Origin of the sequence: Pantoea sp. Fr+CA_20 (assembly GCF_024520835.1) — a bacterium.
GTDB lineage: Bacteria > Pseudomonadota > Gammaproteobacteria > Enterobacterales > Enterobacteriaceae > Pantoea > Pantoea allii.
This window is the reverse complement of sequence record NZ_JALNPN010000001.1, coordinates 385,737-410,862: the sequence shown is the minus strand read 5'-3', so window position 1 is coordinate 410,862 and position 25,126 is coordinate 385,737. Positions and strand designations below refer to the sequence as shown.

Genomic DNA, 25,126 nt, shown 5'->3' with positions numbered 1-25,126 from the left:
GTGACTTTCATAAGGAAAATTCCACATGCAACCTCGGCAAGAAAAAAAACCACTTTTAATTTGCGTAACTGACAGCGAATATTTAGCAATAAAGGTTAAATTTACAACATTAAACTCCGAAGTACATCATTCAATAGTAATAGAGCACGGACTTATAAATAACAAAGCTTTTTTTCTTGTCCGTTTTATGGAAATTGGAGGAAGAGGTAGAGATACCATATCTCATAAACTTCCAGAATTATTAAATTATCTGCAGCCATCCTTAGTTATCGAATTAGGTATTTGCTTTGGCATTAACGAAAAATTCAAAATTGGTGATGTAGCTGTCTGTAAACATTCATCAGATTATGAATCAGCTAAAATTAACGAGGAAAATATACAGCACAGAGTAAAATCCATACAATCAGATGGAGATATTTACTCAAAAATAATGAATTTTGCTATCAACAAAAGCTACAGCTTTAAAATATTTGGTGGTAACTTTGCATGTGGCGATAAAGTTGTAAATAACTATCATTTTAAAGATGCAATTTCAAAAGCTATTCCTGATGCTTTGTGTGGGGACATGGAGTCATATCTTGTTGGTGTCTGTTGTGACATAAAAAAAACCCCTTGGATTGTTATAAAAGCATCATCTGATGATGGTATTAATAAAGAGGATGATTATCAAAAAATTGCTGCAAACAATTGCATAGATTTCTTCTATGATTTCATAACGGAATATGATGATTTAGATAATTATTATGATAACAATTTTGACGTAAATTTCAAAAATGACATTGATTATGAATTGATTTCGAAAGAAATATTTAACAACAACAGCGACATTAAAATTAATAAAGTTACAACAGCAAGAAACTCGTATCAAGTTCATCAACATCCTGACATGGGTAATGCATGGATAATACTGTATATTTCTAAAGCACATAGCATACCCGAAACAATACGAGCTACTATTAAAAGTATATCAAAACCATCTAGGATTGATATTTGCATAGCTACAAACAATGAAATAACCAATAGCAACAAAAAGGTTTACGAAGATATATTAATTAAATCCAATTGTGAAAAATACTTTATTTCAGAAATTGGTAAGTTTATTTACAAACGCGTCGTTGAAAAAAACACATCAATGAAGCTAATTCAACCACCAGAAAATTACGTTGATCAAATAGTATATTGTAATAATGAAATTTCTTTACTCGGCAGCAAGTATGCACGAAGTTTTATTAAGAGCACTGATTATTCAAGCCTCAGAATAAATCCCATTTCAATTATATTGGGGCAAGGTGGCATTGGAAAAACCACATTCTGTCTAAGTTTAGCGAAGATGATAAACGATGCTCCAAACATTGAAAAAAGAATTCTTCTAATAACAAAAACAGACATTATTAACAATTTTAGCGGTGAAACAATAGACTCAATTTCAAAGTTATACATGGAGTATACTCGTAACATTTCGGGGCAAGCAAGACCTATTTCTCACGAAACATTTCCATTAGCTCTTAGCTGTGGATCCATCATACTTATAATAGACGGGGTTGATGAAATTGAGTCAGCATTAGGTGATAAATTCAAAATGGAATTATTCTTAGAATCAATAAATCAGTTGAATGAAAACCTAAAATCATGTCGAGTATTGATTACATCACGTGATTCTAACGCTTTAAGATTCTCTAGTGTTGAGAATTCTGATCTTGTTTATATCAAAGGATTCTCTGCAAAGGATATTGATGAATACACTACAAAAGACGAGAAAGAAATACAAAAAAGAATAAAAGAGTTTGCATTAAAAATAAAAAACAATAATGACTTAGTTAACCCTTATCTTTTACATGTTATCAGACAATTTCACTTTGAAAAGGTAAGAGAAAGCTGGGAAAAAGAAGAAATTATAACTAAAAAACTACTGCTAAATGAGCCTTTTGACTACTGCCTTGCCCGAGCTTTAATGCGTGAAATTGAAAAGCAATCCCTACACATTACTGTTGATGATTACTGTGATTTATTAGATGAAATAGTTATAGAGAAAGAAAATAAAATGGAATCTGACCATTTTGAAGATTATATTGAGGTCTACTTACAAAAAAATGGCTCTACCGCGCCTCCTAGAAGAGAACCCTATCTAAAATTTTTCTTATTAGAAGAAAAAGATTTAATTACCAGTATGTCTCATACAGAATACGTAGCTCATATTATGTTGAACAAGCTTTTTTTTGTTTTTTTAGATAAAAGCTTAGTAACTCCAAATGATATAAGAATAGTAAGGTCGATATTTGGCAGCACTAAAAGTGAAAGTTTTGGATTGAGAGAACGATTAATAAAAAAATTAATAGCTCAAGATATTGAAGACTTTAGCTTTGAAGAAAAAATAATCACCTTATTAAATGGAGTTAAGAAAAATGGTAGTGGGATTATAACATATAGAGCAATTCATGAGCTGCATATGCTAGCTTTTGAATTTTGGAATCCAAAAACCGCTACAGAACGAAGAAAAATACTGGAAAAGCTTCATACTAATAGTATGATTAAAGGTATATGTATTATGTCAGATTGTTTATCAATTGACTTTACCGATTGTGTAGTAGAAAACGGTATTTTCCGTCATTTTAGAAATTTTTTCAATTGCAAAATTAATGAAAATACAAAGTTCATAAACTGTGAATTTAGCGATTGCACAGCCAGTTTCAAGCGCGAGAATATAAGATCAGATGTTTTTATAGAATGTAAGTTAGATGATGGTATGCGACACTTGCTGTATGCTGGGGATGATAAAAGAGGTGAGATAGCTACCAAAGCTAAATCTGACGTTAAACAAGTTTTAAAGTCAATGCGTCAAGGCCTTGGTTTTCTATCAATGAGTTTAAATAAAATAAAAGCTCAAAGTAATTTAGTAACAGGTAAATCCTATGATGAGTTTTTAAATATAATGTGTGATATTGGTATTCTTGATTTCGACAACGGCTTATATAGCGTTGCTAAAGATGTTGAGCTTGATGCAGTTGCACTTTGCGAAGAAGGACATGCACAAGGTCAGATAACCAAACTAATAAAAAAATTAAGTGAAAAATAAAAGCTTTTATTTTTTTTCATTTCATAATTACTTAATATTAAGGCTGGCTTTTCAAATGGCCAGCCTTGACAGTAATCCATTTTATTTAAAATGTAATCTTTAATATCCCAACTCATCTTCATGATAACTTTATGGAATATCGTTAATTAACACGTATATTTTATACTATCTCTTAGACTACCTATTAATTTAATTTTTTTGCTAAATCCAACAAAACTCCTGTGTTTGCCAACTAAGGATTTTTTAACCACGCTAACAAGGCACTATTCTCGTAAATATTTTCTTTTAATTTATGATAAATCCATATTAAATGATACTAAATTTAATTAACAATCTAAAAAAAGCGTTATTTCCTAAGAATGATAAGATGTGATTCTGGGATTAAAAAGCTCAAGCATTGGCTCAGATCGAATATATAATTCCAGAAAAATTATCATTTGTAAAGAGAATAACATTTTTTGACGTTTACTAATTAATATTTAATCTATTTTGCGTTTAGCACCAAAGCGCTGAGACTATATATTAGAAGATCACATTTGAAAAAATGAGAACACATTACCAAATACTAAAAAAGACACATTATAAAGCCGAGACTTTCAAACCCTCTATCATGGTTATAATAAAAAAGATTAAACCATAGTAAGTCAATATAAAATTATTTTTTAACGATATTTAAATCATTGGGGATCTTTAGACCTTTACTTACAACCAACAACTCCGTCCCGACTCTTTTGGTTGCCGCGCTATAATTAAGATTAAAGTTAAATTGCCTACGTTTTTTATATAACTCACTTATTTCCATGGCATTATCATAAGTGAGTATCCATGGTTTTTTTATAGATAAAATAATATTTGATAAATATTCATGATCTCTTGGCTCATAAAAATTGGTATATAATGTGGATCCTTTATTATAATATGGCGGATCAATACAAAGAAACGCATCAGCCCCACATGAACTATCTATATTTTTTATAAAATCAACAGCATCAAGATTATAAACATGTATCCTATGTTTATATTTGGATATCCTTTTTATTTTTTTTATGAGACCATCCTTATTAAATCGACATCCTAATTTATATTGGCCCTGTTGCTTAATACCACCAATGACACCAGCTTTAAGGATAACACCAGATCTATTAGTCCTATTGAGGAAAAAGGAAGAAAAACCCAATTCAAAATCCGAATAAAGATTACGATTAAGTTGGATTTCTCGCTGTTTTTTCCACTCATCAATAGTCACTTCGGTTTCAATTATCTTATCAATAAAATCACTTGTTCTGTTAATTATAGAATTCCAAAATGACCATACCGCCTTATCTAAATCATTCAAATGGATTTCATGCACTTTACCATTAAATAGCAAAGATAAAGCTAAACCAGCACCACCTGCGTATGGCTCTGCATAATGTCCACCAGTAAGCTTGTTAGACTCAATAATTTTAGACACCATATCAACTATCGAAGTTTTTCCTCCGGGGTATCTTAATGGGGATGGGGTTTGTGGCATGACTATACTCTTAAGCTAATGTTTATGTACGATAGTATACTACAGGCCACGCCATGTGGCCATAGACTAAAAATTCACACACACTAAAAATCATATGTTTTTCAATAGTATGGCGACGACTGCTGAGATATTATCCCACTCTCTTTTTAATGCTTTTGAGTCAGGATACCAGCTAGCATGTGCAAATGCGCCCAATGTTTTTGGGGATAAAACGTTGTTTTCATTATTTTGAACCCTTCTCAATGCACCGAGTGCATTTGATTCTATTTTGGTGAACTCATCTTTGTTTTCTTCGAGTTTCTTAATTACTTTATCAAGAACGCTGTGTGTTTGCATTCCATTAGGATGATTACCATATGTTTTCTCGTAGAAACGGCCATAAACATTTTCTAAAAACGCTCTACAAACTAAAGCGGATGCTAATGTGTACTCATCACAATTTAGTGTTCGGAGTTCATCATATGCTCTTTTAATAATCTTATCCTTGATAACAACTTTGAAGTCATAAGGTATTATGTACTTTCTTGAATCTGGACTTGGATTATTTATAGAGCCATCAATTTGAGACTGAGGTGGTTTTTGTGGTGACGATTGCTTTGATGTTTTTTCTAACAGATCGTACTCATCAACATGTGAATTAGGTGCATAACCTTCAGTTTTTAATTTCTTAGCATAACGTTCCCAATCATCTTTCTTAGAACGAGAGGTAACGTTATTTACCCCCGCAAAAAGATCATCAAAAAATTTTTTCAAAACTTTATCAAAATCCTCACGAGGCACATCAAGTTTAACATTGGGATCTGAACGTCCCGTAGTCACTCCAAGCACACTCCTAAAGATAGGGTTTCCAACGAACCTTGAGATTGTTGTCAAAATTTTCGTCTGCCTTTGAGCAGCAGTTATTATTTTTCTTTCCTGTGCATAATCAATAAGCTTTAGCGCTAATGTATTATCTGAAGAATCGAAAAAACGCGCTTTCTGGGTTGCATCCCAAGTAACTAAACCAACACCTCCTTGCTCTCCATTATGTCTAAGTTCAATCCATACATTAGCTTCTTCACGAGTATCAAATAGGACGCAAATCAATTCTTCAGGGACGTTTTTACTTTTTTCTGAGAGCTGTTTGAAATATGTTTTATCTCCCTCCGGACATAATTCTGGATCATTTAAAAGTGTTAAAGCACATATTCTTCCATTCCCTTCAACAACAACGAAGTTGCCCTTACCATCTTTAATAATTGCTGGCAGATCCAATGGGCTAATGCCTTTATCAGATATATCTTTGGCTAAAGCTTTTATTTTTTCTGTCTTAACCAAGTGCTCAATTATTTTCTGTCTGTCAGAAATTGGCTCATGTCGCGGATTTTTGCTATCTAAATATAAATCCAATACTCTAACACTGATACTTTCCATGATTTATACCTGACTTTTTAAGGTTCGAAACATAGTATCATCTATCACTACCAGATATTTAACTCAACACTATTATGCAATTAAAACTTTCCTGTTAAAAGCAAATCGAAAATTTTCACGGGAATTGTAATAAGCATTAAGCTAAAATCTACTTTCATTAAGACTAAACGCGGGATTTTAACCTTTAAAATCAATACTTAAGGAAATGAGTATTGTAACTTTCAAAACTTATAAAAATTTAAGTGTTAATTAGCAGGGGCTTAGATAAAAACAATGTGGCTATACTACAGACACAAAAAAAGCCGCCCTCAGGCAGCTTCTTAGTCCTACAACTCACTTCACTTGGTGCCGAAGGCCGGACTCGAACCGGCACATCTTTCGATGGTTGATTTTGAATCAACTGCGTCTACCGATTTCGCCACTTCGGCACTGAAGAGGATGCGGAAAACGTTGGGGATTATACCGTTACGTGCCCAGCACGCAACCCAATTCCGCTGTGTTGTGCGTTAAGCGGCGAAAAAACACACGGAACCCGGCAAACCCGCCCTTTCCCGCTGCCAGAATCCTCCCAAACCGCCTTCCCCTCATCATTCGTCTGAACTTTCTCATCCGCACCGCCTCTTAACAGCATGAAGCATAAAACCAAACCGAGGTCGAAATGAAAAAGCGCCATATCGTCTGCGCCCTGGCAGCCCTGCTGCTGGCGGGCAATGCGTCAGCCGCAAGCTGGCAGGATCAACTCAGCAGTGCCGCCAACCAGCTGAGCCAGCAAAATAACGGTGCATCCGGTCAGCAGAATGTCGGACTGTCGATGTCCTCCATTACCAGCCTGCTGAACAGCAATGACAAAGCCATGAGCGCCAACAGCATGACCAACGCCGCAGGCGTCATGCAGTACTGCGTGGAGCACAACGTGGTGAAAAACAACGTGCAGTCGGTGAAGGACCAGGTGCTGAGCAAGCTTGGCCTGGATACCACCGCCGCACAGCAGCAGAAACCGGATTACACCCAGGGCGTGGCCGGACTGCTGAACACCGGCAATGGCCAACAGCTAAACCTGCAAAGCCTCAGCAACTCCCCGATGGGCGAGAAGCTGAAAACCAAAGCCTGTGACGTGGTGCTGAAACAGGGTAAAAACTTTATCTCCTGACAGCCACCTGCCAGCCCTGTGCTGGCAGGTCAATCGCCTCTTCCGGCACGTCATTCTCCCCGCGCATTCCCGCCCTGTTTACCGCATGCATCACCCTGAATCCCAACACCTTTAGCCATAAGTTTCCCTTCTTAATGCGTTGAGCGTTATAGTGATGTTTTGATTTGAACAGGACAGCACGCATGAAAGGTATCAACATCGCCATTTACTTCGATCCAGACCTGATCACAGCCTGCGTAAATGCGTCAGAAGGGAGCTTCGTCAATAAAAAGTTCGAGTACGACGACGGGGTGATCGAAGAGATCTACCAGTGGCTCGAACAGTACGATCCTAACCGCACGCATATCTGTTTGATCGAAAACGAAAGCGCCGAACTGCTGGCCGACGAACTGGTGGATCAGGGCTATCACGTCCACCAGATTACCAGCCACCAAATGCTGACGTGGTTCGCAACCGAACCGCCTTCCTCGCCCGACGGCACGCCGATGCGCGCCATGCTGCGTTATCTGGAGCAGGAACATCCGCGCGAATATGAATCCCGCACGCCGCAGACCGAAGCCCTGATGGAGATGTTCGACGAGTTGGATGCGTTGGAGATGGTGGAAGACAGCGAAGACGAAGACAACCTGCCCGCCGACCTGCTTCGCAGCATGAAAAAGCACAAGATCAGCGCCAGCGATGCCGCACAGCGCCTGATCCCGGACGTGAATGAACGTATCCGCGAGCACCTGATGCAGTACCCGGAGCTGATGACGCCGGAGATCCTGCAAGACTTCTTCCCGGAACTGCTGGAAGCGCTGGAACGTCCGAAACATTAAGCAGGTTAAGGTATGCTGGAGTTAATCAAAGCGATCGGGTTGGGCTTAGTGGTGATATTGCCGCTCGCCAACCCGCTTACCACCGTGGCGCTGTTTTTGGGCCTGGCCGGTGAGATGAGTTTTCAGGAGCGCAACCGTCAGGCGCTGCAGGCAAGCATCTATGTGTTCGCCATCATGATGGTAGCCTGGTATGCGGGCAGCGCGGTGTTGCACACCTTCGGCATCTCCATTCCGGGGCTGCGCATCGCGGGCGGGCTGATCGTGGCCTTTATTGGTTTTCGCATGCTGTTTCCGGCGAAGCCGGTGGGCCACTCGGTTGAAGCCAAACACAAGCACGATGAGCTGGAAACCGCGCAGGAACCGGTGAACATCGCCTTTGTGCCGCTGGCGATGCCAAGCACCGCCGGGCCGGGGACGATCGCGATGATCATCTCATCGGCCTCCACGGTGCGCAGCGGGGTGGATTTTCCCGCCTGGGTACTCAACGTGGCCCCGGTGCTGACCTTCCTGGTGGTGAGCGTGATTTTATGGATTTCCCTGCGCAGTTCGGGGGCGATCATGCGCCTGGTGGGCAAAGGCGGCATTGAGGCGATCTCGCGTCTGATGGGCTTCCTGCTGGTGTGCATGGGCGTGCAGTTCATCATCAACGGCGTGCTGGAAGTCATTCACACCTTCCACTGACGGCCTGAGCCGCCCGCGGTTGGGCGGCTTATCACCTAAGACAAATCGGCTAAGACGAAACTGGCATAGCTCAGAACAAACCGGCATTTTGACCTGCTCTGGCGCGGGTTAAAGTAGGGTTATCAATCATTAAGGATAACCGCTATGCGCAAACCGCTGCTCCTGCTTACCGCCCTTGCTCTCTCCTCTGCCGCCCACGCGGCGACGCCGAAAGATACCTTCGTGGTCGCCGTGCCGCTGGACGGCATTATCAGTTTCGATCCGGCGGAAAGCTTTGAAACCGTCAGCACCGGCAGCCTGCGCAATATCTATCAGACCTTACTGCAGCCGGACAATCAGGACCCGCAAAAACTGTCCCCGCTGGCGGCGCTACGCTGGCAGCCGGGCAAAACGCCGCACAGCCTGGTGTTTGACCTGAACCCGCAGGCGCGTTTTACCAGCGGTAATCCGTTAACGGCGCAGGATGTGGTGTTCTCCTTAACCCGCGCGGTCAGGCTGAACAAAGCGCCCTCGTTTATCCTTGGGGAATTTGGCTGGACGCCGGAGAATATCGACCAGCAATTCACCGTCATCAACGACCATCAGGTGGAGCTGCGCTGGCCGGCAGAGATTGGGCAGGATCTGGCCCTGCATTTGCTGACCGCGTCCGTCTCCTCCATCGTTGACAGCAAGCTGGCGCAGTCGCATGCCGCCAACAACGACTTCGGCAATGGCTGGCTGAAAACCCACTCGGCGGGCAGCGCGGCCTATGCGATCAAACAGTTTGTGCCCCTGCAGGCGCTGGTGCTGGAGGCCAATCCCAACAGCACGCAGAAATCGCACCTGAAACGGGTACTGCTGAAAGGCGTGGCCGATCCGGGCACCCGTCGGCTGTTGATCCAGCAGGGCGATGTGGATGCGGCGTACCAGTTGGGGCCGGATCAGCTTGCCTCGCTGAAAAGCGATCCCAACGTGCACATCGCCGCCTTTCCCTCCAGCCTGATCTACTACCTGGGTTTTAATACCAAAAGCCCGCAGCAGCCTGCGCTGGGCAATCCGGCCTTATGGCAGGCAGCGCGCTGGCTGGTGGACTACGACAGCCTGGCGAATCAGTTGCTGAAAGGGCAATACCGCGTGCACCAGAGCTTCCTGCCGCAGGGTTTTGACGGCGCGCTGGAGACCACACCGTTCCACTACGATGTCGAGAAAGCCAAAGCGATTTTAGCCAAAGGCGGCATTAAGCCCGGCGCGCATATCGCGCTGTCGGTGGTGAATCAGCCGCCTTATATCGATATCGCCCAGGCGCTGCAGTCGAGCTTTGCCAAAGCGGATGTGAATCTGGATATCCAGCCGGTGGCGGAATCAGAGCTGTGGAGCAAAATGCGCAGCCGCAACTTCGAGTCCATCTTTACCTACTGGGGCGCGGACTACATCGATCCGAACACCAACGCCAGCACCTTCGCCTATAACGTCCCCAACGGCAGCAAAACCCTGGCCTGGCGCGTGGGCTGGGATATTCCGCAACTGAGCGCCCTGACCCGTAAAGCCGCCGGAGAAAGCGATGCCGCACAGCGTCGGGCAGATTATGTGTCCCTGCAAAAGCAGTTACAGCAGAACTCCCCTTACGTGGTGATGCTGCAGGGCAAGGTACAGGTGGCACTGCGCAAAAACGTGACGCACGCGCAACAAGGCATTGGCGTCACGCTGCTGAATTTTGAAGAGGTGGAGAAGTAAATCTGAGGGCGGCGGCACGTAAACTGCACTGGCGTCTGCCGCCTCGCTGGCTATTTGCACCAGATCCCATCCGCTGCTGGTGAATTAAACGCAGACGTGATGACAGCTAAGCACATCGTCAACGTAACGGTGAATCATCAGCGCGGGCGAGTCATTGGCGGGAGGAACATTCTCCGTTCCAAACCATACGGGATTAGCCGGGCAGACTGAACCGCAGATATATGCTGGAATGCCCGCAAACAGGCCAGCCACAGGACGATGAACATGGCCTGTCGCAATCATCAGGAGTTTAGCCGGATAATGATGAAGAAGCGCTTCCAGCTTATCCCGCCCTCTACACATCGTTGCATCGAGTGTCGGAATACCAGATGTAAAAACGTGATGATGTAAAAATAGCAAAGATGGCGAATCGTCTGCTGCCGCGAGCTGCTGCTCCAGCCACGCGAGATGGTCCGTTACACAACCAACATCCTCGCCCTCAACGGTCGAGTCCAGCCCGATAAGCCTCAGTTCTCCGGCATCATGCGTAAAATGCAGGGCTTCACCTGAGACATCATTAGCCCACAATTGATTGCTCCATACTGAGCGCATCAGAGCGCGATTGTCTGCATTACCCGGTAGCAGCAACGTCGGATAACCTAACCGACTCAGGTGCCCGGCAATGTGTTCGTAACCTTGCCGCCATTGCCCCTCAACCATATCCCCTGTCAGCACCAGCACATCCGTTTTCAGATGCGCGAGCCATGCCATTACCTGATCAAATCGATCCAAATTATTGTTATCTGGCGAGGCGTGAATATCTGTAATTTGTGCAATCAGCATAAGATCTCATCCGCGAGTGAGCCTGATCTAAGCTAAGCACGTTTAGCAGAAGAAGGGCCATTTGTCTGATCTCTGCCAGCAAAGCGGCATCCAATATCCTCTGCACTTTCACGATACTTCTCTGGCACCTGCTGCCACAGTTGGCAAACCGTCGCGGCCTGATCACCTACGCTACAGGTAGAGGGAAAACATGATGCTGCAAAAGCTGGCGGAATCTTTTTCGTCGATTGGCGTGCCGGTGTTTATGGCGGATATGTAAGATGATTTAACCGGCGTAACGATGGAAGACCATGACAGCGAGAAGTTGCAAGCGCGGCTGGCAAAGACTGGCAGCCGCAGCTTAATCCGGTGGCAGCCAGGCCGCCACCTTGCGATTACTTGTGTTTCCAGCTGGTGGACACCGGATTGGTCACGGTGTTCTTTTCCTGCGTGTAAGTGCCGTTCTGCTGGGCTATCGCCTCGCCGGTATCCACAATCGCGTTCTGAATAAACACGTTCTGCTTGTCGCCGCGCACAAAGGTTAACTGGTGGAAGGCGGTTTTATTACCCCAGTCAGTGGACGGCAGTGAGATAAAGCGCACGGTAAAGGTCTCATCATCGAACTTACCCTGCATCACGTAAACGCCGTAGTGGTTTTCGCCCTGCGAGATGATTTTATAGGTGCCGTTGTCGTAGTAATAAATCTCGGCATCGGGGAAGGGTTTTTTGTCGTACATTTTACGGTAGTGCAGCACCTGCTTGATGGTGGGCTGGCCGAAGCTGACGGTCAGGTTTTTACCATCCGCCGAGGTGGTGAGCCCTTCTGCCTGCGCGGTCACGCCACTCATTAACATCAACAGACTTGCGGTTGCCGTTGCGATTGCTTTCACGTGATTCTCCTGGTCTGGTTCCATGGATAAGATGCGTCAACGTATTGAGACTGCACCCGAAATGTACCCTGGCGTAACTGTTTATCAGAGTGGTAATTTTCACGGTGATTAGTTTTAGGAACAGTCCGATTCGGGGAGCGTTCGCCGAATAACAGGGTAGGATTCAGTACCATTCTGACCTGTGGCGCACGGGCGCAGTCGGGCATTTTTCACTTACTTATCAGGCAAGCTGCTAAGATCAGGATATGGATAAACAACTCGAACTAAAACGGACGAAACGTCTGGCGCTGTCGCTGCTGCTGCTTGCCGCCGCCACCTTTGTGGTCACCCTGTTTCTGCCGCCCAACTTTTACGTTAGCGGCATCAAAGCCATTGCCGAAGCCGCGATGGTCGGTGCGCTGGCCGACTGGTTTGCGGTGGTCGCGCTGTTTCGGCGCGTGCCGGTGCCCTTTATCGCCCGTCATACGGCGATCATCCCGCGGAATAAAGATCGTATCGGGGAAAATCTTGGCCGCTTCGTGCAGGAAAAGTTTCTGGATACCGATTCGCTGCTGAACCTGATCCGCCGTCACGATCCTTCTCAGATGTTAGCTTCCTGGCTGAGCGCCCCCGGCAATGCCGATCGGATCGGCCGCCATCTGTTACAGGTGATGCGTGGCTTTCTTGATCTGACAGATGACGCCCGGATTCAGCACTTTATCCGCCGGGCAGTGCACAAGGCGATCGATAAAGTCGATCTCAGTCAGAGTGGCGCGCTGATGCTGGAAAGCCTGACCAAAAACAACCGTCATCAGGAACTGCTGGATGCGGCGGTGGATCAGCTGCTGCGCCTGCTGCATAAACCCAGCACCCGGGAGTTTATCGCCAGCCAGCTGGTGCGCTGGCTGAAGCGTGAACATCCTATCAAAGCCAAAATGTTGCCAACTGAATGGCTGGGCGAGCACAGCGCAGAGCTGGTGGCCAATGCGGTGGACTCCCTGCTGGACGATGTGGCGCTGGATCAGGGCCATGAGCTGCGTCTGGGTTTTAACCGTGCGGTGGATCGTTTGATTGAGAAGCTTAAAAACGATCCCGAAATGGCCGAGCGCGCAGAGGTGATCAAAGGCTGGTTAAAAGACGATCCCACGCTCAACCGCTATATCGGTGAACTCTGGGGTGATCTGCGTAACTGGCTGAAAGCCGATCTGAGCAGCGACGATTCAAAAGTGCAGGACAAAGTCCGTCTGGCGGCGCTGTGGCTGGGTGAAACCCTGGCCGCCGACGAAGGACTGCGCAGCTCCATGAATCAGCATCTGGAAGACGCCGCCCGCAGCGTCGCGCCTGAGTTTGCCGGCTTTCTGACGCGCCATATCAGCGACACCGTGAAAAGCTGGGATGCCCGTGATATGTCCCAACAGATCGAACTCAACATCGGTAAAGACCTGCAGTTTATCCGCATCAACGGGACGCTGGTGGGCGGCACCATCGGCCTGATTCTCTACCTGCTGTCGCAGATTCCGGCGGTGCTGCCGGTGGTAAAAGGCTGGCTGGCCTGAGTTACAACGGCGCTGTTCCTCTTTTCAACCGCATTGTTAAAGGGAGGTGAATATCACCTCCCTTAGGTGCGGCCTGAACGTGATTTACCTGAAGGTCTTCACGATAATTTCAAGCAGTTGCAGTAGCGCAACCATGAGCTTCAGAAATACGCGTGCGATTTCTATCCATCTCATACGCTGACTCCTGTGGTCAGGAGCACTTTCAGCCTGCGTACCTTTCCGCTGCCTGTGACAGGCTGATCAGGTTGATACTGCATGATGTGCCCCAGGAGGTTAAGGCACTGACGGCACCACCCGTTTCAGCCAGGACTTGTCTGTCATGGAATGCCGCTTTCACAACCCGGTGCGGCCTCAGAGCACATCACTATCAACGTGGAAAAGCATAACAAAATAACTTTATAGACAAAGCGTTAAGACCCGTTATTACGAGCGCTGCCGCATAACGGCTAAGGAAGAACGAACAATAAAACCTCACCCACTTGCGCTATAGCGGATTTGTTCGTATATTTCAAAACGTTGATACTGCATGGTGTGCACCGCACTTAACCGTGCTGATGTAAACAAAAAACCTCGCCTCACCAGCGGGGTTTTTTGTTGTCTGTGGCTGGCGCTAAACGGCGGCTACGCCTTATCCAGCGCCGCCTGCGCCACGGCCATAAAGTGTTTCACCCTTTCCAGATCCACATCGTTCCACCACACGCCATCCACCTTGAGCGCGCTGGCCACAATCACGCCCTGGGTGCGGCCCAGAATCTGGCAGACATTGGCTGGCGTCACGCCCGAGCCCACCAGCAGCGGCAAGGCGGTGGCGGCACGAATGTCGTCAATCTCGTCCAGAGTGGCGCTGTCGCCGGTGCGCTGTCCGGTGGCGATCACCGCGTCCGCGTCAAAGAAGTCGACATCGCGCGTCAGCTCCTGGATAGAGCGGTCGGCCACAATTGCATGGCTGCCGTGTTTGACGTGGCTGTCGGCAAACACCCGGATATGCTCGGCGCGCAGCTGGCTGCGATAGCGCAGGGCTTTGGCGGCAGCGCCTTCTATAAAGCCTTCGTTGGCGATGTAGGCGTTGGCCCACTGATTAACGCGGATAAAATCGGCTCCGCCCGCCAGCGCGGTGGCAAAGGCCGGCAGTGCCGCATTGGCTAATACGTTAATCCCCAATGGCACACCGAAACGTTCACGCACTTTTTCCGTGATGACCGCCATCAGGGCGGACGTTTCCGGGCCAATATCCTCGGGTTTTGAAAACGGAATATCGCCGTGGTTTTCAATGATCAGGCCATGAACGCCACCGCAAATATAATTTTCCGCATCGCGCAGGGCACGCTCAATTATCGCCTTAACCGGTTTCCCCCGATATTGTGGCGCACCGGGAAACGGGTCACAGTGAATAACGCCAATCACCGCTTTTGGGCGGGAAAATATCGCTTGTATTGCATCATTTTTTCCTGCTGATATAGCAACCATCTTTTCTTCATCCTGTTCAGGGAAACACTATGCGTGTGTATGTGGCCGGAAATATCACTGTCGATGAAACCTGGTCCATTGCCGATATTCCGCTAAAGGGCGCATCCATTCATGGAAATAAAATGTCGCAGGATATCGGCGGCAAAGGCGCGAATCAGGCCATTCTGTTATCCCGCTGCGGCATTGAAACCCATTTAATTGCCGCAACGGGACAAGACAGTAATGGAATATGGATTCGCCAGCAGCTCACGCAGGAGCCGCTTTATTTGCTGCCGGCTGAACCTGTTCACCCCTTTAGCGATACCTCGCTTATTTTAAACAGCGCGGACGGTGACAACGCCATTATTACCAGTACCGGGGCCGCCGAGGCGCTGAGCCTCGACACGATCGTCAGCCATCTGGCGGCGGCTCGTCCGGGCGATATGCTGCTACAACAGGGCAATTTCTCGCCAGAGAAAACCCATGCGCTGTTCCGGCTGGCGAAATCGCGTGGCCTGATCACCGTATTTAATCCTTCGCCAGTCCATGCCGGATTTAGTGCCTGCTGGCCGCTGGTGGATATTGCCGTGGTGAATCAGCACGAAGCCCGGCAGTTGCAGCCTGAAGCGGTCAAAACGTTAGTGGTTACTCACGGTAGCGCCGGTGCCTGGCTGATTCAGGGCACCCAACGTACGTTTTGCCCGGCCCAGCACGTTCAGGCGCTGGATACCACCGGCGCAGGCGATACCTTTCTTGCGGTGATGCTGGCGTCGGCGCTCATCCGTCAGGTTCAGACAGATAAGTTAGCACTTACTCATGCCAGCCACGCCGCCGCCATAACGGTGAGTCGCCGTGGCACGCTAAGCGCCTTCCCCTCCGTCAACGAACTCGCCGCGCTGCTGCGTGCAGGCGGCGAGGCATCGGTTACTTAAACATCGCGCGGTAGCTGTCGACGTTAGCTTTGGTCACGACCGTGGCCGGTACCAGTATGGTTTTGGGTACGCTTTTGCCTGCGGTAATCTGGTTCAGCGCCTTCACGGCTTCTTCCCCCATTTTTTTCGGGTCCTGCTGCAACACCGCCGTGACGTAACCGTTATCAATGCCGGTGATAGCCTTTGAGGTCAGATCCCAGCCGAACACCTTGATGTCTTTCTGGCGTCCCTGGTTCTCCACGGCCGCAATCGCCCCCAGTAAGGCCGGTTCGCCGGTGGCATAAATGGCTGTTAAGTCCGGGTTCCCGGTGATCAGGTTCTCAGCCGCCGTCATCGCGTTATCCTGCACGTTCTGGCCGTCAACCACATCGGCCACGGTGATGCCAGGATTGCTCTTGATGGTGTCTTCAAAGCCTTTTTGACGTTGGTTTTGGACCGCAGAATTCAGTGCCCCCACAATCCCCAGCCGCGCTTTGCCGCCCATATTTTTTGCCACATAGTCGACAAAATATTTACCGATAATCTTACCGCCTTCCAGATTATCCACGCCCACCTGCGCCGCCTGTGGACCAGCCGGTAATACCGCATCAATCGCGATTACCGGAATTTTTGCGGCAGCCGCTTCTTTAATTGCAGGCATGATGCCGTTCACATCAATCGCGTCCACCATAATGCCCTTTACGCCCTGCTGAATATAATTTTCAATGGCGTCGTTTTGCGATACGGGATTATCGTTGGCGTTAAAAATCACTACTTCTTTACCGCTGGCTTTCGCCGCCTCCTGTGCGCCCTTATTCATCTGATTAAAAAACAGGGCCTGCTGGTTAATCTGTACCAGCGCATAAGTCGGTGCTGCGTGAGCCAAAGAAAAAACAGAACCCGCTGCCAGTAAGCCCGTTGCCAGCGCAACAGAACGCAATTTTCTGGTGTTAAATGACATCATCATAAAATTCCTCGTCGGGAATACGCGATAACCAGTCGATCTCCGCATCGAAATGCAGAGGGATTATTGTTGGCGGGCAAATATCGTAGGAAGGGCTTATTCAGCCTGAACCTGAATAACGTCATTTCTGTTCACTGTCCATTATGGTGAACACCTGAAACGGGTTAAGCCGGTTTGGGAGTGACTCCCGGGTAATGCGGTAAACTGACTCTACCATTCTCTTCCGCTCAGATTTTGTCAAGCGATTATTTTATCGCCTGGTCTGGCTCAAAAATACTGTATCCGTTGCGCGTAACTGTGTTACAGATAGCCGATTCTGGGCAACATGGCTGTGGATATGATCAAAAAACGGGTGCTGTTATCCGACGTAGCGACGCTGGCCGGGCTGTCAAAAGCGACCGTATCCCGCTATATGAATCAAAGCATTATGCTGCCGCAGGACACCATCGACCGTATCGAAGCCGCCATTCGCCAACTGGATTATCGTGGCAACAGCCTGGCACGCCGTCTGAGCAAAGGCGGCAGTGAAACCTTAGGCCTGGTGCTGCCCGATATCACCAACCCCTTCTTCGCCGAACTGGCGGACGCGGCGGAAGAAGCCGCTTCGGCCCACGGCTACAGCCTGGTGCTGTGCCTCACCCGCAACCATCCCGGCAAAGAAAGCCAGTTTATTCGCTGGCTGGATACCTGCCAGGTGGATGGCCTGCTGTTTACCACCAACCACCCGGATAACGGACTGCTGCGTAAGGAAATTAACCGCCATCAGCGCATTGTGCTGCTGGATGAAGATATTCCCGGCAGCCTGGTGCCAAAAGTCTTTGCCGATAACGTGCAGGGCGGTCGTATTGCCACCGAAAAACTGATCGCTGCCGGTCATCGTCACATCGCGTTTGTGGGCGGGCCGGATGAACTGATGAGCGTGCGCGAACGCTATCAGGGTTTCTGCACCGCCATGAAGCAGGCAGGTCTGGACGTTCCGCCCGAATGGGTGATGTACGGCGAATACCAGCGCACCTTTGGTGAACAGGCGCTTCAGCATCTGTTCAGCCGGACGCACCGCCCGACCGCCGTGTTTGCCGCCAGTGATTACCTGGTGCTGGGCTTGCTGGATGGCCTGCGCGCGCGCGGGCTGCGGGCTCCCGAGGCGCTGTCGCTGGTGGGATTCGACGACGCCACCTATGCCGATTTTACCCAACCCCGCATTTCCACCATTCGCCAGCCCGCCCGGGAACTTGGCCAGACCGCGGTTAACATCATGCTGCGCATCCTGAATGACGAAGCCGATATCCCCGCCGAAACCCGTCTTGCGGTGGAATGGGTGGCGCGTGATTCCATACAAATTTGCTAACTGCGTCCCAAAATGGCGCAAAAGCGCACAATTTTAGCGCAAATAACGAGCTTTTTAATTTCTCAGCGTTATAGTTAGTAAACCGGTTTACCAGAAATTAACATTTAAACGTGTTTAAAAACAAATGGTTAAACCGCGTGTGTAATGCCTGTGTTGCAGGCTGGCACGGATGCTGCAATAGCGTATCTGGCAAGCAAATATCGTTACAGCGGTTGTTCAGAGGTTATGCATAAAGGCTTTATCTGGCAGGTAAACCGGTTTACAAGGGCGTAAACCGTGCAGGATAACGCTTTTTTACCTCCGTTCAGCTTTTCCCGTGAGTGGTGATGGGAGTTATCGAATGCAGCAATTACATACTGCCCCGGCACGGGTAGAGATGGTGAATATCACCAAAACCTACGGCGCGATACGTTCCCTGCGCGGCGTCAATTTACAGCTGGCGCCTGGCGAAGTGCTGGGTCTGGTGGGCGATAACGGCGCGGGCAAGTCCACGCTGACCAAGGTGCTGTCTGGCGCGGTGGTGCCCACCAGCGGCACGATTCGTATTGATGGAGAACCGCAGCATTTCAGTAATCCTGCGGATTCACGCCGTTGCCATATCGAAATGGTTTATCAGGATCTGTCGTTGTGCGACACGGTCGATGTGGCAGGCAACCTGTTTATGGGACGCGAGCCGATGAAATCGATCCTCGGCATCCCCTTTCTCGATCAGGAAAAAATGCATACCGATGCGCGGGAAATGCTGAAAGGTCTGGGCATCTCCATTCCCGACACGCGTTTGCTGGTGCGCAATCTGTCTGGCGGACAACGCCAGGCTATCGCCATCGCCCGCGCGGCCGCCTTTGATCCCAAAGTCTTGATCATGGATGAACCCACTGCGGCGCTGGCCGTGGCCGAAGTCGAAGCGGTGCTGGAACTGATTCGTCGGGTGTCGGCGCGCGGCGTCAGCGTGATCCTGATTACCCATCGCTTACAGGATCTGTTCCTGGTCTGCGACCGGATCATGGTGATGTACGAAGGCACGAACGTGGCAGATCGCCGGGTGGCGGACACCGACCTGAGCGAGATCGTCAATCTGATCGTGGGCGAAAAATTTGTCGCCCGCTCTGCGGCGACGCACTGAGCGAGGTAACAGGATGACTATCATGAATCTGAGCGGTTCCCGTATGGCCCAACACTCGTTGCCGCGTCGCCTGCTGCACAACCACTCTGGCGTGGTCAGCATCGCGCTGTTTTTTGTGTTCTGTTGCGTGGTGTTTTCCCTGATCACCGGCAACTTTCTCAGCAGTGCCAACTGGCTCAATATTATTCGCCAGAGTGCGCCCTTGCTGATCGTGGCCACGGCCATGACGCTGGTGATCACCACCGGCGGGATCGATCTTTCCGTGGGATCGACGCTGGCGCTGGTCGGTGCACTGTCGGCTATCGCACTGAATAGCTGGGGACTGCCCTGGCCGGTCGTGTTGCTGGGTGGCCTGCTGCTGGGCGCGCTGGTCGGTGCCATCAACGGGTTCTTTATCGCCTATGAAGGCATTCCCGCCTTTATCGTCACGCTGGCGACTTTAGCCGTGGTGCGCGGCGTGGCGCTGCTGATTACCCAGGGTTACTCCATTCCCATCCCTGCCGACAGCCTGTTTGCCTTGATGGGCCGCGCTAAGGTGCTGGGCGTGCCGATGCCGGCACTGATTGGCATTGTGGTGCTGATTGTCGGCCATATCGTGCTGAACCATATGCGTTTTGGTCGTTATGTGACGGCGATTGGGGCGAATGCCGAAGGCGCGCGCCGCAGTGGGATTAACACCAAAGCTGTGACCATGAAGGTGTATATCATCAGCGGGATGGCCGCCGCGCTGGCGGGCATGATTATTACCGCCCGTCTGGGCAGCGGTTCGTCTAACCAGGGCGAAGGCTTTGAGTTACAGGTGATTGCGGCCGTGGTGCTGGGCAGTACCAGCCTGTTCGGCGGCTTCGGCACCGTGATTGGCACGCTGCTGGGCGCGCTGTCGATCGCCATTATCCAGAATGGCCTGATCCTGTCTCATATCTCCCCGTTCTATACCCAGATCGCCACCGGCACCATCATTCTGCTGGCGATCTGGCTGAACACCCGCATTCTCAATCCGACCCGCGCGGCGGCAAAAGGATAGGTGATGAAACACTCGATTTTTCGGCATCCCGATCCCCTGCCGCTCGGCATCCACAGTGGCTATGTCATGACGGTGCTGGGGCCGCTGCCGATCGGTGAAATGGGCGTGACGCTGATGCATGAACACATTCTGCTGGATGCGTCCGGCAAGTGGGTACCGCCCTGCTGCTGTGGCGATCGCCACCTCGCGGACATGCCGGTGAGCATGGAAAACCTGGGCGAGCTCTCACTCAACCCGTTAATCAGCCGCGACAACTGTCAGCTGTTTGATGTGGATTTGGCGATTGAGGAGCTGATGAAATTCCGTGCGCTCGGCGGTGAAACGGTGGTCGATCCGACCAATATCGGCATCGGACGCGACCCGAAAGCCCTGCAGCGCATCGCGCGTCTGACCGGGCTGAACATCATCATGAGTACCGGCCTGTACCTGGAACCTTCGCACCCGGAGTGGGTGAAAACCCTCAGCATCGAGGACCTGGCTGACAAGCTGATTTACGACCTTGGTGGCCGGGAAGACAAACCCGACGTACTCGCCGGGTTGATCGGCGAGATCGGCGTGTCCAGCCGCTTTACCGCCAGCGAGGAGAAATCCCTGCGGGCAGCAGGCCGCGCCAGTGCAGCAACCCGGGTGCCGATTGAAGTTCACCTGCCCGGCTGGGAACGGCTGGGCCACAAGGTGCTGGATATCCTGGAACACGAAGGAGCCGATCTGCGTCATGTGGTGCTGTGCCATATGAACCCCAGCTTTGCCGACAAGCGCTATCAGCGTGAACTGGCCCAGCGCGGCGCGTTTCTGGAATACGACATGATCGGCATGAGCTATTACTACGCCGATGAGTCCGCCCAGTCACCGTCCGACGAAGAGAACGCCCGCGCTATCCGCGAACTGATTGATGACGGCTTTATCGAGCAGATTTTGCTGTCCCAGGACGTATTCCTGAAAACCATGCTCACCCGCTACGGCGGCCACGGCTATGGCTACATCCTTAAACATTTTGTTCCGCGCCTGAAACGCCACGGCGTCAGCGGCGAACAACTTGAAACCTTAATGATTGCTAACCCACAGCGCGTATTTGGTGGGTAAGGGAGAAGCGTAATGCAGAAGAACATTTTACTGGTCGGCGAATCCTGGACCAGCACATCCGTACACGTTAAAGGCTTCGATCAGTTTGCGACCGCCACCTGGCACAACGGCGCGACCGACTTTATGGCGGCGCTGGCAGACAGTGATTATGCCATCACCTATATGCCCGCCCATGCAGCGGCGACGGCGTTTCCGCTGACCCTGGCGGGGCTGCAACAGTGGGACGCCATCATTCTGTCGGATATCGGTGCAAACACGTTGCTCCTGCACCCGGATACCTGGCTGAAGAGCCAACGCACGGCGAATCGCCTGACGCTGATCCACGATTATGTGGCGGCGGGCGGTGCCCTGATGATGATTGGCGGCTACTTCAGTTTCCAGGGCATCAATGGCGGCGCGCGCTATCGCAATACCGCGGTGGAAAAAGTGCTGCCGGTGCGTTGCCTGGCCTGGGACGACCGGATTGAAACGCCCGAAGGCTGCTATCCCAGCGTGACGGAATCCCACGCGGTGTTTGCCGATTTGCCGGGCGAGTGGCCGTGGCTGCTTGGCTATAACGAGGTGGAAATGCATCCCGAAGGCAAGCTGCTGGCCACCGTCGCCGGCACAGATCATCCACTGCTGGCGGTGCGCGAATATCAGCAGGGCCGCTCACTGGTGTGGACCAGCGATATGTCGGCCCACTGGCTGCCGCAGGAGTTTTCCCAGTGGCAGGGCTATCGTCAGCTGTGGATCAACTGCCTCGACTGGTTAACGGTACGCCACTGATGACGATCACCCGCACGGCGGATCTGGCGTTACAGCTGATTCGCTTTGATACCATTAATCCGCCGGGTAACGAAGCGGCCTGTATGCAGTTTTTTGCCGACTGGCTGGGTGAAAACGGCTTTGAGGTCACGCTGTCTACCTTCGGTGAAGGCCGCCGTAACCTGATAGCCCGGATGTCCGGCGAGCGTGCCGGACCTGCGCTGGCGTTTACCGGACATCTGGATACGGTGCCGCTTGGCAATGCCGACTGGCAACACGATGCTTTTGGTGAGATCGCGGGCGATCGGCTCTATGGCAGGGGATCGAGCGATATGAAGGCGGCCGTCGCCGCCTTTGCTGTGGCCTGCGTTACGCACCAACAGGCGATTCGGCAGGGTACGGGCGTTGTCCTGCTGATCACCGGCGGGGAAGAAACCGGCTGCGACGGGGCGCGGGCGCTCATCGAAAACGCCACGCTGCCCGAGGTCGGGGCGCTTATCGTGGGCGAACCTACCGCGAATTATCCGGTTATCGGCCACAAAGGCGCACTGTGGCTGCGCTGTGAAACCCGGGGGAAAACCGCCCACGGCGCGATGCCGGAGCTGGGCATTAATGCCATTTACCTGGCGGCTGATGCGCTGGGTAAAATTCAACATTTCTCACCCGGCGTGCCGCATCCACTGATGAAGCAGCCGACGATCAACGTCGGGCGCATCTCTGGTGGCCTCAACATCAACTCCGTGCCTGACCGCACGCAGTTCGACGTGGATATTCGTAGCGCCCCCAATCTTGAGCACGCCACCATTCGCCAGCAGCTCACCACCTTACTGGGTGAAAGTGTGACGGTTTCCACGCTGGTGGATCTGCCTGCCGTGCTGAGTGAAGGCGATCAGGCATGGATTCAGGCAGTTTATCAACGATGCCAGCCACTGCATGATGCACCGCTGGTGCCGCGGATTGTGCCCTACTTTACCGATGCTTCACTGCTGTTGCCCGCGCTGGGCAATCCGCCCTGCATTATTCTTGGCCCCGGCGAGCCGTCGATGGCGCATCAGACCGATGAATATTGCCTGCTGAGCCGGTTAACGGAAGCGGAGACGCTGTATGGTGCGTTGATTTGTGACGGGATAAGCTGACCACCAGGTACTCTTCTGAAAGGGTGTTATGCTGATGAAGTCGCCGCCGCAGACGTGAGCGCATCACCTTAACGTCGCGCGCTAGCGCTACCCTGAGGTCAGCTAAAAGGAGCCTTTATGAACGGACCCAACCCCGCAAATCCTCATCCATTGCCAGGCTTTCCACAAGTGTGTTTTATCAAGAACACCCTTCGCAATCCCAATATCATCGTGGGTGATTACACCTATTATGACGATCCGCTGGACGCGGAAAACTTCGAGCGTAACGTGCTTTACCATTACCCCTTCATTGGCGACAAGCTGATTATTGGCAAGTTTTGCGCCATTGCCAAAGGTGCGCAATTCATAATGAACGGGGCCAATCACAAAGTGTCCGGCATCTCGACGTACCCGTTTCAGATCTTTGGCAACGGCTGGGAAAAGGTGATGCCGGGCGAAGGCGATCTGCCCTACAAAGGCGACACGGTGATCGGTAACGATGTGTGGATAGGCTATGAGGCGCTGATCATGCCCGGCGTTAAGGTAGGTAACGGCGCGATTATCGCTTCCCGTTCCGTCGTCACCTCGGACGTGCCAGCCTACACGGTCGTCGGCGGTAATCCCGCGAAGCCCGTCCGTGCCCGCTTTGCCCCAGAGGTCGTGGCCCAACTGGAGTCGCTGGCGTGGTGGGACCAATCACCGGCATGGATTACTGCGCACCTTGAGCAGATTGTGTCGGGAGATGTGGAGGCGCTGCTGGCGTGCCAAAAGTAGCCTCGGGAATCAGTCCGTTGTGCTGCGGTGCAGACCAAATGTCTGATTAATGGCATCAACAAAACTGCGAATTTTCACCGTCTGACGTCGACCTGCGGGGATTAACATATTCATTGGCCGCGCAGGTCCATCGTATTCAGGCAAAATCTGTATAAGTCGGCCTTTTTCGATCTCTTCATTCAGCACATCGGCCGGGCCGAGCGTCACACCATGTCCTTCCAGTGCTGCGTGCAACAGCGCCTTCCAGTCATTAGAACGGAAGCGACCCTGTGGTTTTACTTCCTCAACCCTGCCAGCGCGTTGAAAATGCCAACGACAAGGCATGGACGGTGACCAGATGCCATACACCAAACACACGTGATCCATCAGGTCTGCGGGCGTTGCGGGCATGCCCATTCGTGCCAGATAGGTGGGCGAAGCGCAGGCAATCAACCGATAAGGCTTAAGCGGATACGCAACTAATGAACTGTCCGTTAATTCACCAATACGAATCACTACTTCGTACCCTTCTTCGAACGGCTCAACTAAGCGGTCGCTAAGTTCCAGGTCAACCTGAATTTCCGTATAGCGTGCCAGATAACGGGTAATAAAAGGTGCCAGAGTGAACGCCCCGAAAGTCAGGGGCGCGCTCACCTTTAGTGTGCCTGAAGGTGTGCTTTTCATCTCCATGGCAATCGCGTCGGCCTCTGCCGCCTCTGCCAGAACAACCTTGCAGCGTTCGTAATAATTACGGCCAACATCCGTCAGACTTTGCCGCCGCGTCGTGCGGTTCAGCAGCACCGTGCCCAGTCGCGTTTCCAGGCTGGCGATATGTTTTGCCACCATTTGAGGTGAGAGTCGAAGCTGCTCGGCTGCCGCAGCAAAGGAGCCGGCCTCTGCGGCTTTGACAAAAACATTCATGCTGGTAAGCCTGTCCATCATTCCCTCCTTTTTGTTGTTTATCTTGCTCTTAACTGCGTATTTATCAACCAAATATTTTTAATTAACGTGAGTGCTATCGACAA

Annotated in this window: 21 protein-coding genes, 1 tRNA gene and 1 pseudogene; 15 read left to right on the top strand and 8 right to left on the bottom strand. The window is 50.2% G+C overall.

All coding sequences use genetic code 11. From position 1 onward, the window contains the following. Positions 1–25: 25 nt before the first annotated feature. Positions 26–3,073, top strand: coding sequence for an NACHT domain-containing protein (locus NR177_RS01880; RefSeq protein ID WP_256852174.1), 3,048 nt, complete (start codon positions 26–28; stop codon positions 3,071–3,073). Between the two features lie 655 nt (positions 3,074–3,728). On the opposite strand, the gene NR177_RS01875 is transcribed toward NR177_RS01880, so the two are convergent. The 3 genes from NR177_RS01875 to NR177_RS01865 form a co-directional block, all read right to left on the bottom strand. Next, positions 3,729–4,586: a DNA adenine methylase gene (locus NR177_RS01875; RefSeq protein WP_256852173.1), complete on the bottom strand. Its 858-nt coding sequence runs from the start codon at positions 4,584–4,586 to the stop codon at positions 3,729–3,731. A 90-nt stretch (positions 4,587–4,676) separates the two neighbouring features. Further along, on the bottom strand, positions 4,677–5,999 hold the full coding sequence (locus NR177_RS01870) for a hypothetical protein (protein WP_256852172.1): 1,323 nt from the start codon (positions 5,997–5,999) through the stop codon (positions 4,677–4,679). Between the two features lie 343 nt (positions 6,000–6,342). Then, a tRNA-Leu gene (locus tag NR177_RS01865) sits at positions 6,343–6,427 on the bottom strand. Positions 6,428–6,657: 230 nt separating this feature from the next. On the opposite strand from NR177_RS01865, the gene NR177_RS01860 reads away from it, so the two are divergent. The 4 genes from NR177_RS01860 (at position 6,658) to NR177_RS01845 (ending at position 10,361) form a co-directional block, all read left to right on the top strand. Next, positions 6,658–7,149 carry a DUF2501 domain-containing protein gene (locus NR177_RS01860; protein WP_256852171.1) on the top strand — a complete coding sequence of 164 codons (492 nt, stop codon included), beginning with the start codon at positions 6,658–6,660 and terminating at the stop codon, positions 7,147–7,149. A gap of 182 nt (positions 7,150–7,331) precedes the next feature. Next, positions 7,332–7,967 (top strand): hypothetical protein, encoded by a 636-nt coding sequence (locus NR177_RS01855; RefSeq protein ID WP_096011493.1) that lies wholly within the window; start codon positions 7,332–7,334, stop codon positions 7,965–7,967. 12 nt (positions 7,968–7,979) lie between these two features. After that, positions 7,980–8,648 (top strand): MarC family NAAT transporter, encoded by a 669-nt coding sequence (locus tag NR177_RS01850; RefSeq protein WP_063878210.1) that lies wholly within the window; start codon positions 7,980–7,982, stop codon positions 8,646–8,648. A 144-nt stretch (positions 8,649–8,792) separates the two neighbouring features. Beyond that, the gene (locus NR177_RS01845; protein ID WP_256852170.1) at positions 8,793–10,361 is read left to right on the top strand and encodes an ABC transporter substrate-binding protein; all 1,569 of its coding nucleotides are present in this window, start codon (positions 8,793–8,795) and stop codon (positions 10,359–10,361) included. An 84-nt stretch (positions 10,362–10,445) separates the two neighbouring features. Here the strand turns inward: NR177_RS01845 and NR177_RS01840 are convergent, their stop codons facing one another. Next, positions 10,446–11,183, bottom strand: a complete 738-nt coding sequence (locus tag NR177_RS01840; protein WP_256852169.1) for a metallophosphoesterase — start codon at positions 11,181–11,183, stop codon at positions 10,446–10,448. A gap of 95 nt (positions 11,184–11,278) precedes the next feature. Here NR177_RS01840 and NR177_RS01835 point away from each other — a divergent pair. Continuing rightward, a pseudogene (locus tag NR177_RS01835) lies at positions 11,279–11,541 on the top strand (helicase HerA-like domain-containing protein); the annotation flags it as partial. Positions 11,542–11,557: 16 nt separating this feature from the next. Here the strand turns inward: NR177_RS01835 and NR177_RS01830 are convergent. After that, positions 11,558–12,052, bottom strand: a complete 495-nt coding sequence (locus NR177_RS01830; RefSeq protein ID WP_096011491.1) for a hypothetical protein — start codon at positions 12,050–12,052, stop codon at positions 11,558–11,560. Positions 12,053–12,297: 245 nt separating this feature from the next. Here NR177_RS01830 and NR177_RS01825 point away from each other — a divergent pair, with 245 nt between their 5' ends. After that, positions 12,298–13,587, top strand: a complete 1,290-nt coding sequence (locus NR177_RS01825; RefSeq protein ID WP_218994802.1) for a DUF445 domain-containing protein — start codon at positions 12,298–12,300, stop codon at positions 13,585–13,587. 621 nt (positions 13,588–14,208) lie between these two features. Here the strand turns inward: NR177_RS01825 and NR177_RS01820 are convergent. Continuing rightward, positions 14,209–15,054: a BtpA/SgcQ family protein gene (locus tag NR177_RS01820; RefSeq protein WP_063878206.1), complete on the bottom strand. Its 846-nt coding sequence runs from the start codon at positions 15,052–15,054 to the stop codon at positions 14,209–14,211. 29 nt (positions 15,055–15,083) lie between these two features. On the opposite strand from NR177_RS01820, the gene NR177_RS01815 reads away from it, so the two are divergent. After that, entirely contained in the window at positions 15,084–15,965 is an 882-nt protein-coding gene (locus NR177_RS01815; RefSeq protein WP_256852168.1) for a ribokinase, read from the top strand. Here the strand turns inward: NR177_RS01815 and NR177_RS01810 are convergent. Then, positions 15,958–16,908, bottom strand: coding sequence for a substrate-binding domain-containing protein (locus tag NR177_RS01810; protein WP_063878204.1), 951 nt, complete (start codon positions 16,906–16,908; stop codon positions 15,958–15,960). The genes NR177_RS01815 and NR177_RS01810 overlap by 8 nt on opposite strands. Before the next feature lie 325 nt (positions 16,909–17,233). Here NR177_RS01810 and NR177_RS01805 point away from each other — a divergent pair, with 325 nt between their 5' ends. From NR177_RS01805 to NR177_RS01775, 7 genes are all read left to right on the top strand, one after another. Then, positions 17,234–18,256, top strand: a complete 1,023-nt coding sequence (locus NR177_RS01805) for a LacI family DNA-binding transcriptional regulator (protein ID WP_218994798.1) — start codon at positions 17,234–17,236, stop codon at positions 18,254–18,256. Between the two features lie 376 nt (positions 18,257–18,632). Further along, the gene (locus tag NR177_RS01800; RefSeq protein WP_162287595.1) at positions 18,633–19,379 is read left to right on the top strand and encodes an ATP-binding cassette domain-containing protein; all 747 of its coding nucleotides are present in this window, start codon (positions 18,633–18,635) and stop codon (positions 19,377–19,379) included. Between the two features lie 22 nt (positions 19,380–19,401). Beyond that, positions 19,402–20,403, top strand: coding sequence for an ABC transporter permease (locus NR177_RS01795; RefSeq protein ID WP_162287594.1), 1,002 nt, complete (start codon positions 19,402–19,404; stop codon positions 20,401–20,403). A gap of 3 nt (positions 20,404–20,406) precedes the next feature. Then, entirely contained in the window at positions 20,407–21,486 is a 1,080-nt protein-coding gene (locus NR177_RS01790) for a phosphotriesterase (protein WP_256852167.1), read from the top strand. Between the two features lie 12 nt (positions 21,487–21,498). Beyond that, positions 21,499–22,254: a glutamine amidotransferase gene (locus NR177_RS01785; protein ID WP_145393469.1), complete on the top strand. Its 756-nt coding sequence runs from the start codon at positions 21,499–21,501 to the stop codon at positions 22,252–22,254. Positions 22,255–22,259: 5 nt separating this feature from the next. Continuing rightward, positions 22,260–23,369: a M20 family metallopeptidase gene (locus tag NR177_RS01780; RefSeq protein ID WP_256852227.1), complete on the top strand. Its 1,110-nt coding sequence runs from the start codon at positions 22,260–22,262 to the stop codon at positions 23,367–23,369. A 117-nt stretch (positions 23,370–23,486) separates the two neighbouring features. Beyond that, positions 23,487–24,122: a Vat family streptogramin A O-acetyltransferase gene (locus tag NR177_RS01775; RefSeq protein WP_063878198.1), complete on the top strand. Its 636-nt coding sequence runs from the start codon at positions 23,487–23,489 to the stop codon at positions 24,120–24,122. 9 nt (positions 24,123–24,131) lie between these two features. Here the strand turns inward: NR177_RS01775 and NR177_RS01770 are convergent, their stop codons facing one another. Next, positions 24,132–25,040, bottom strand: coding sequence for a LysR family transcriptional regulator (locus NR177_RS01770; RefSeq protein ID WP_256852226.1), 909 nt, complete (start codon positions 25,038–25,040; stop codon positions 24,132–24,134). Positions 25,041–25,126: the final 86 nt, after the last annotated feature.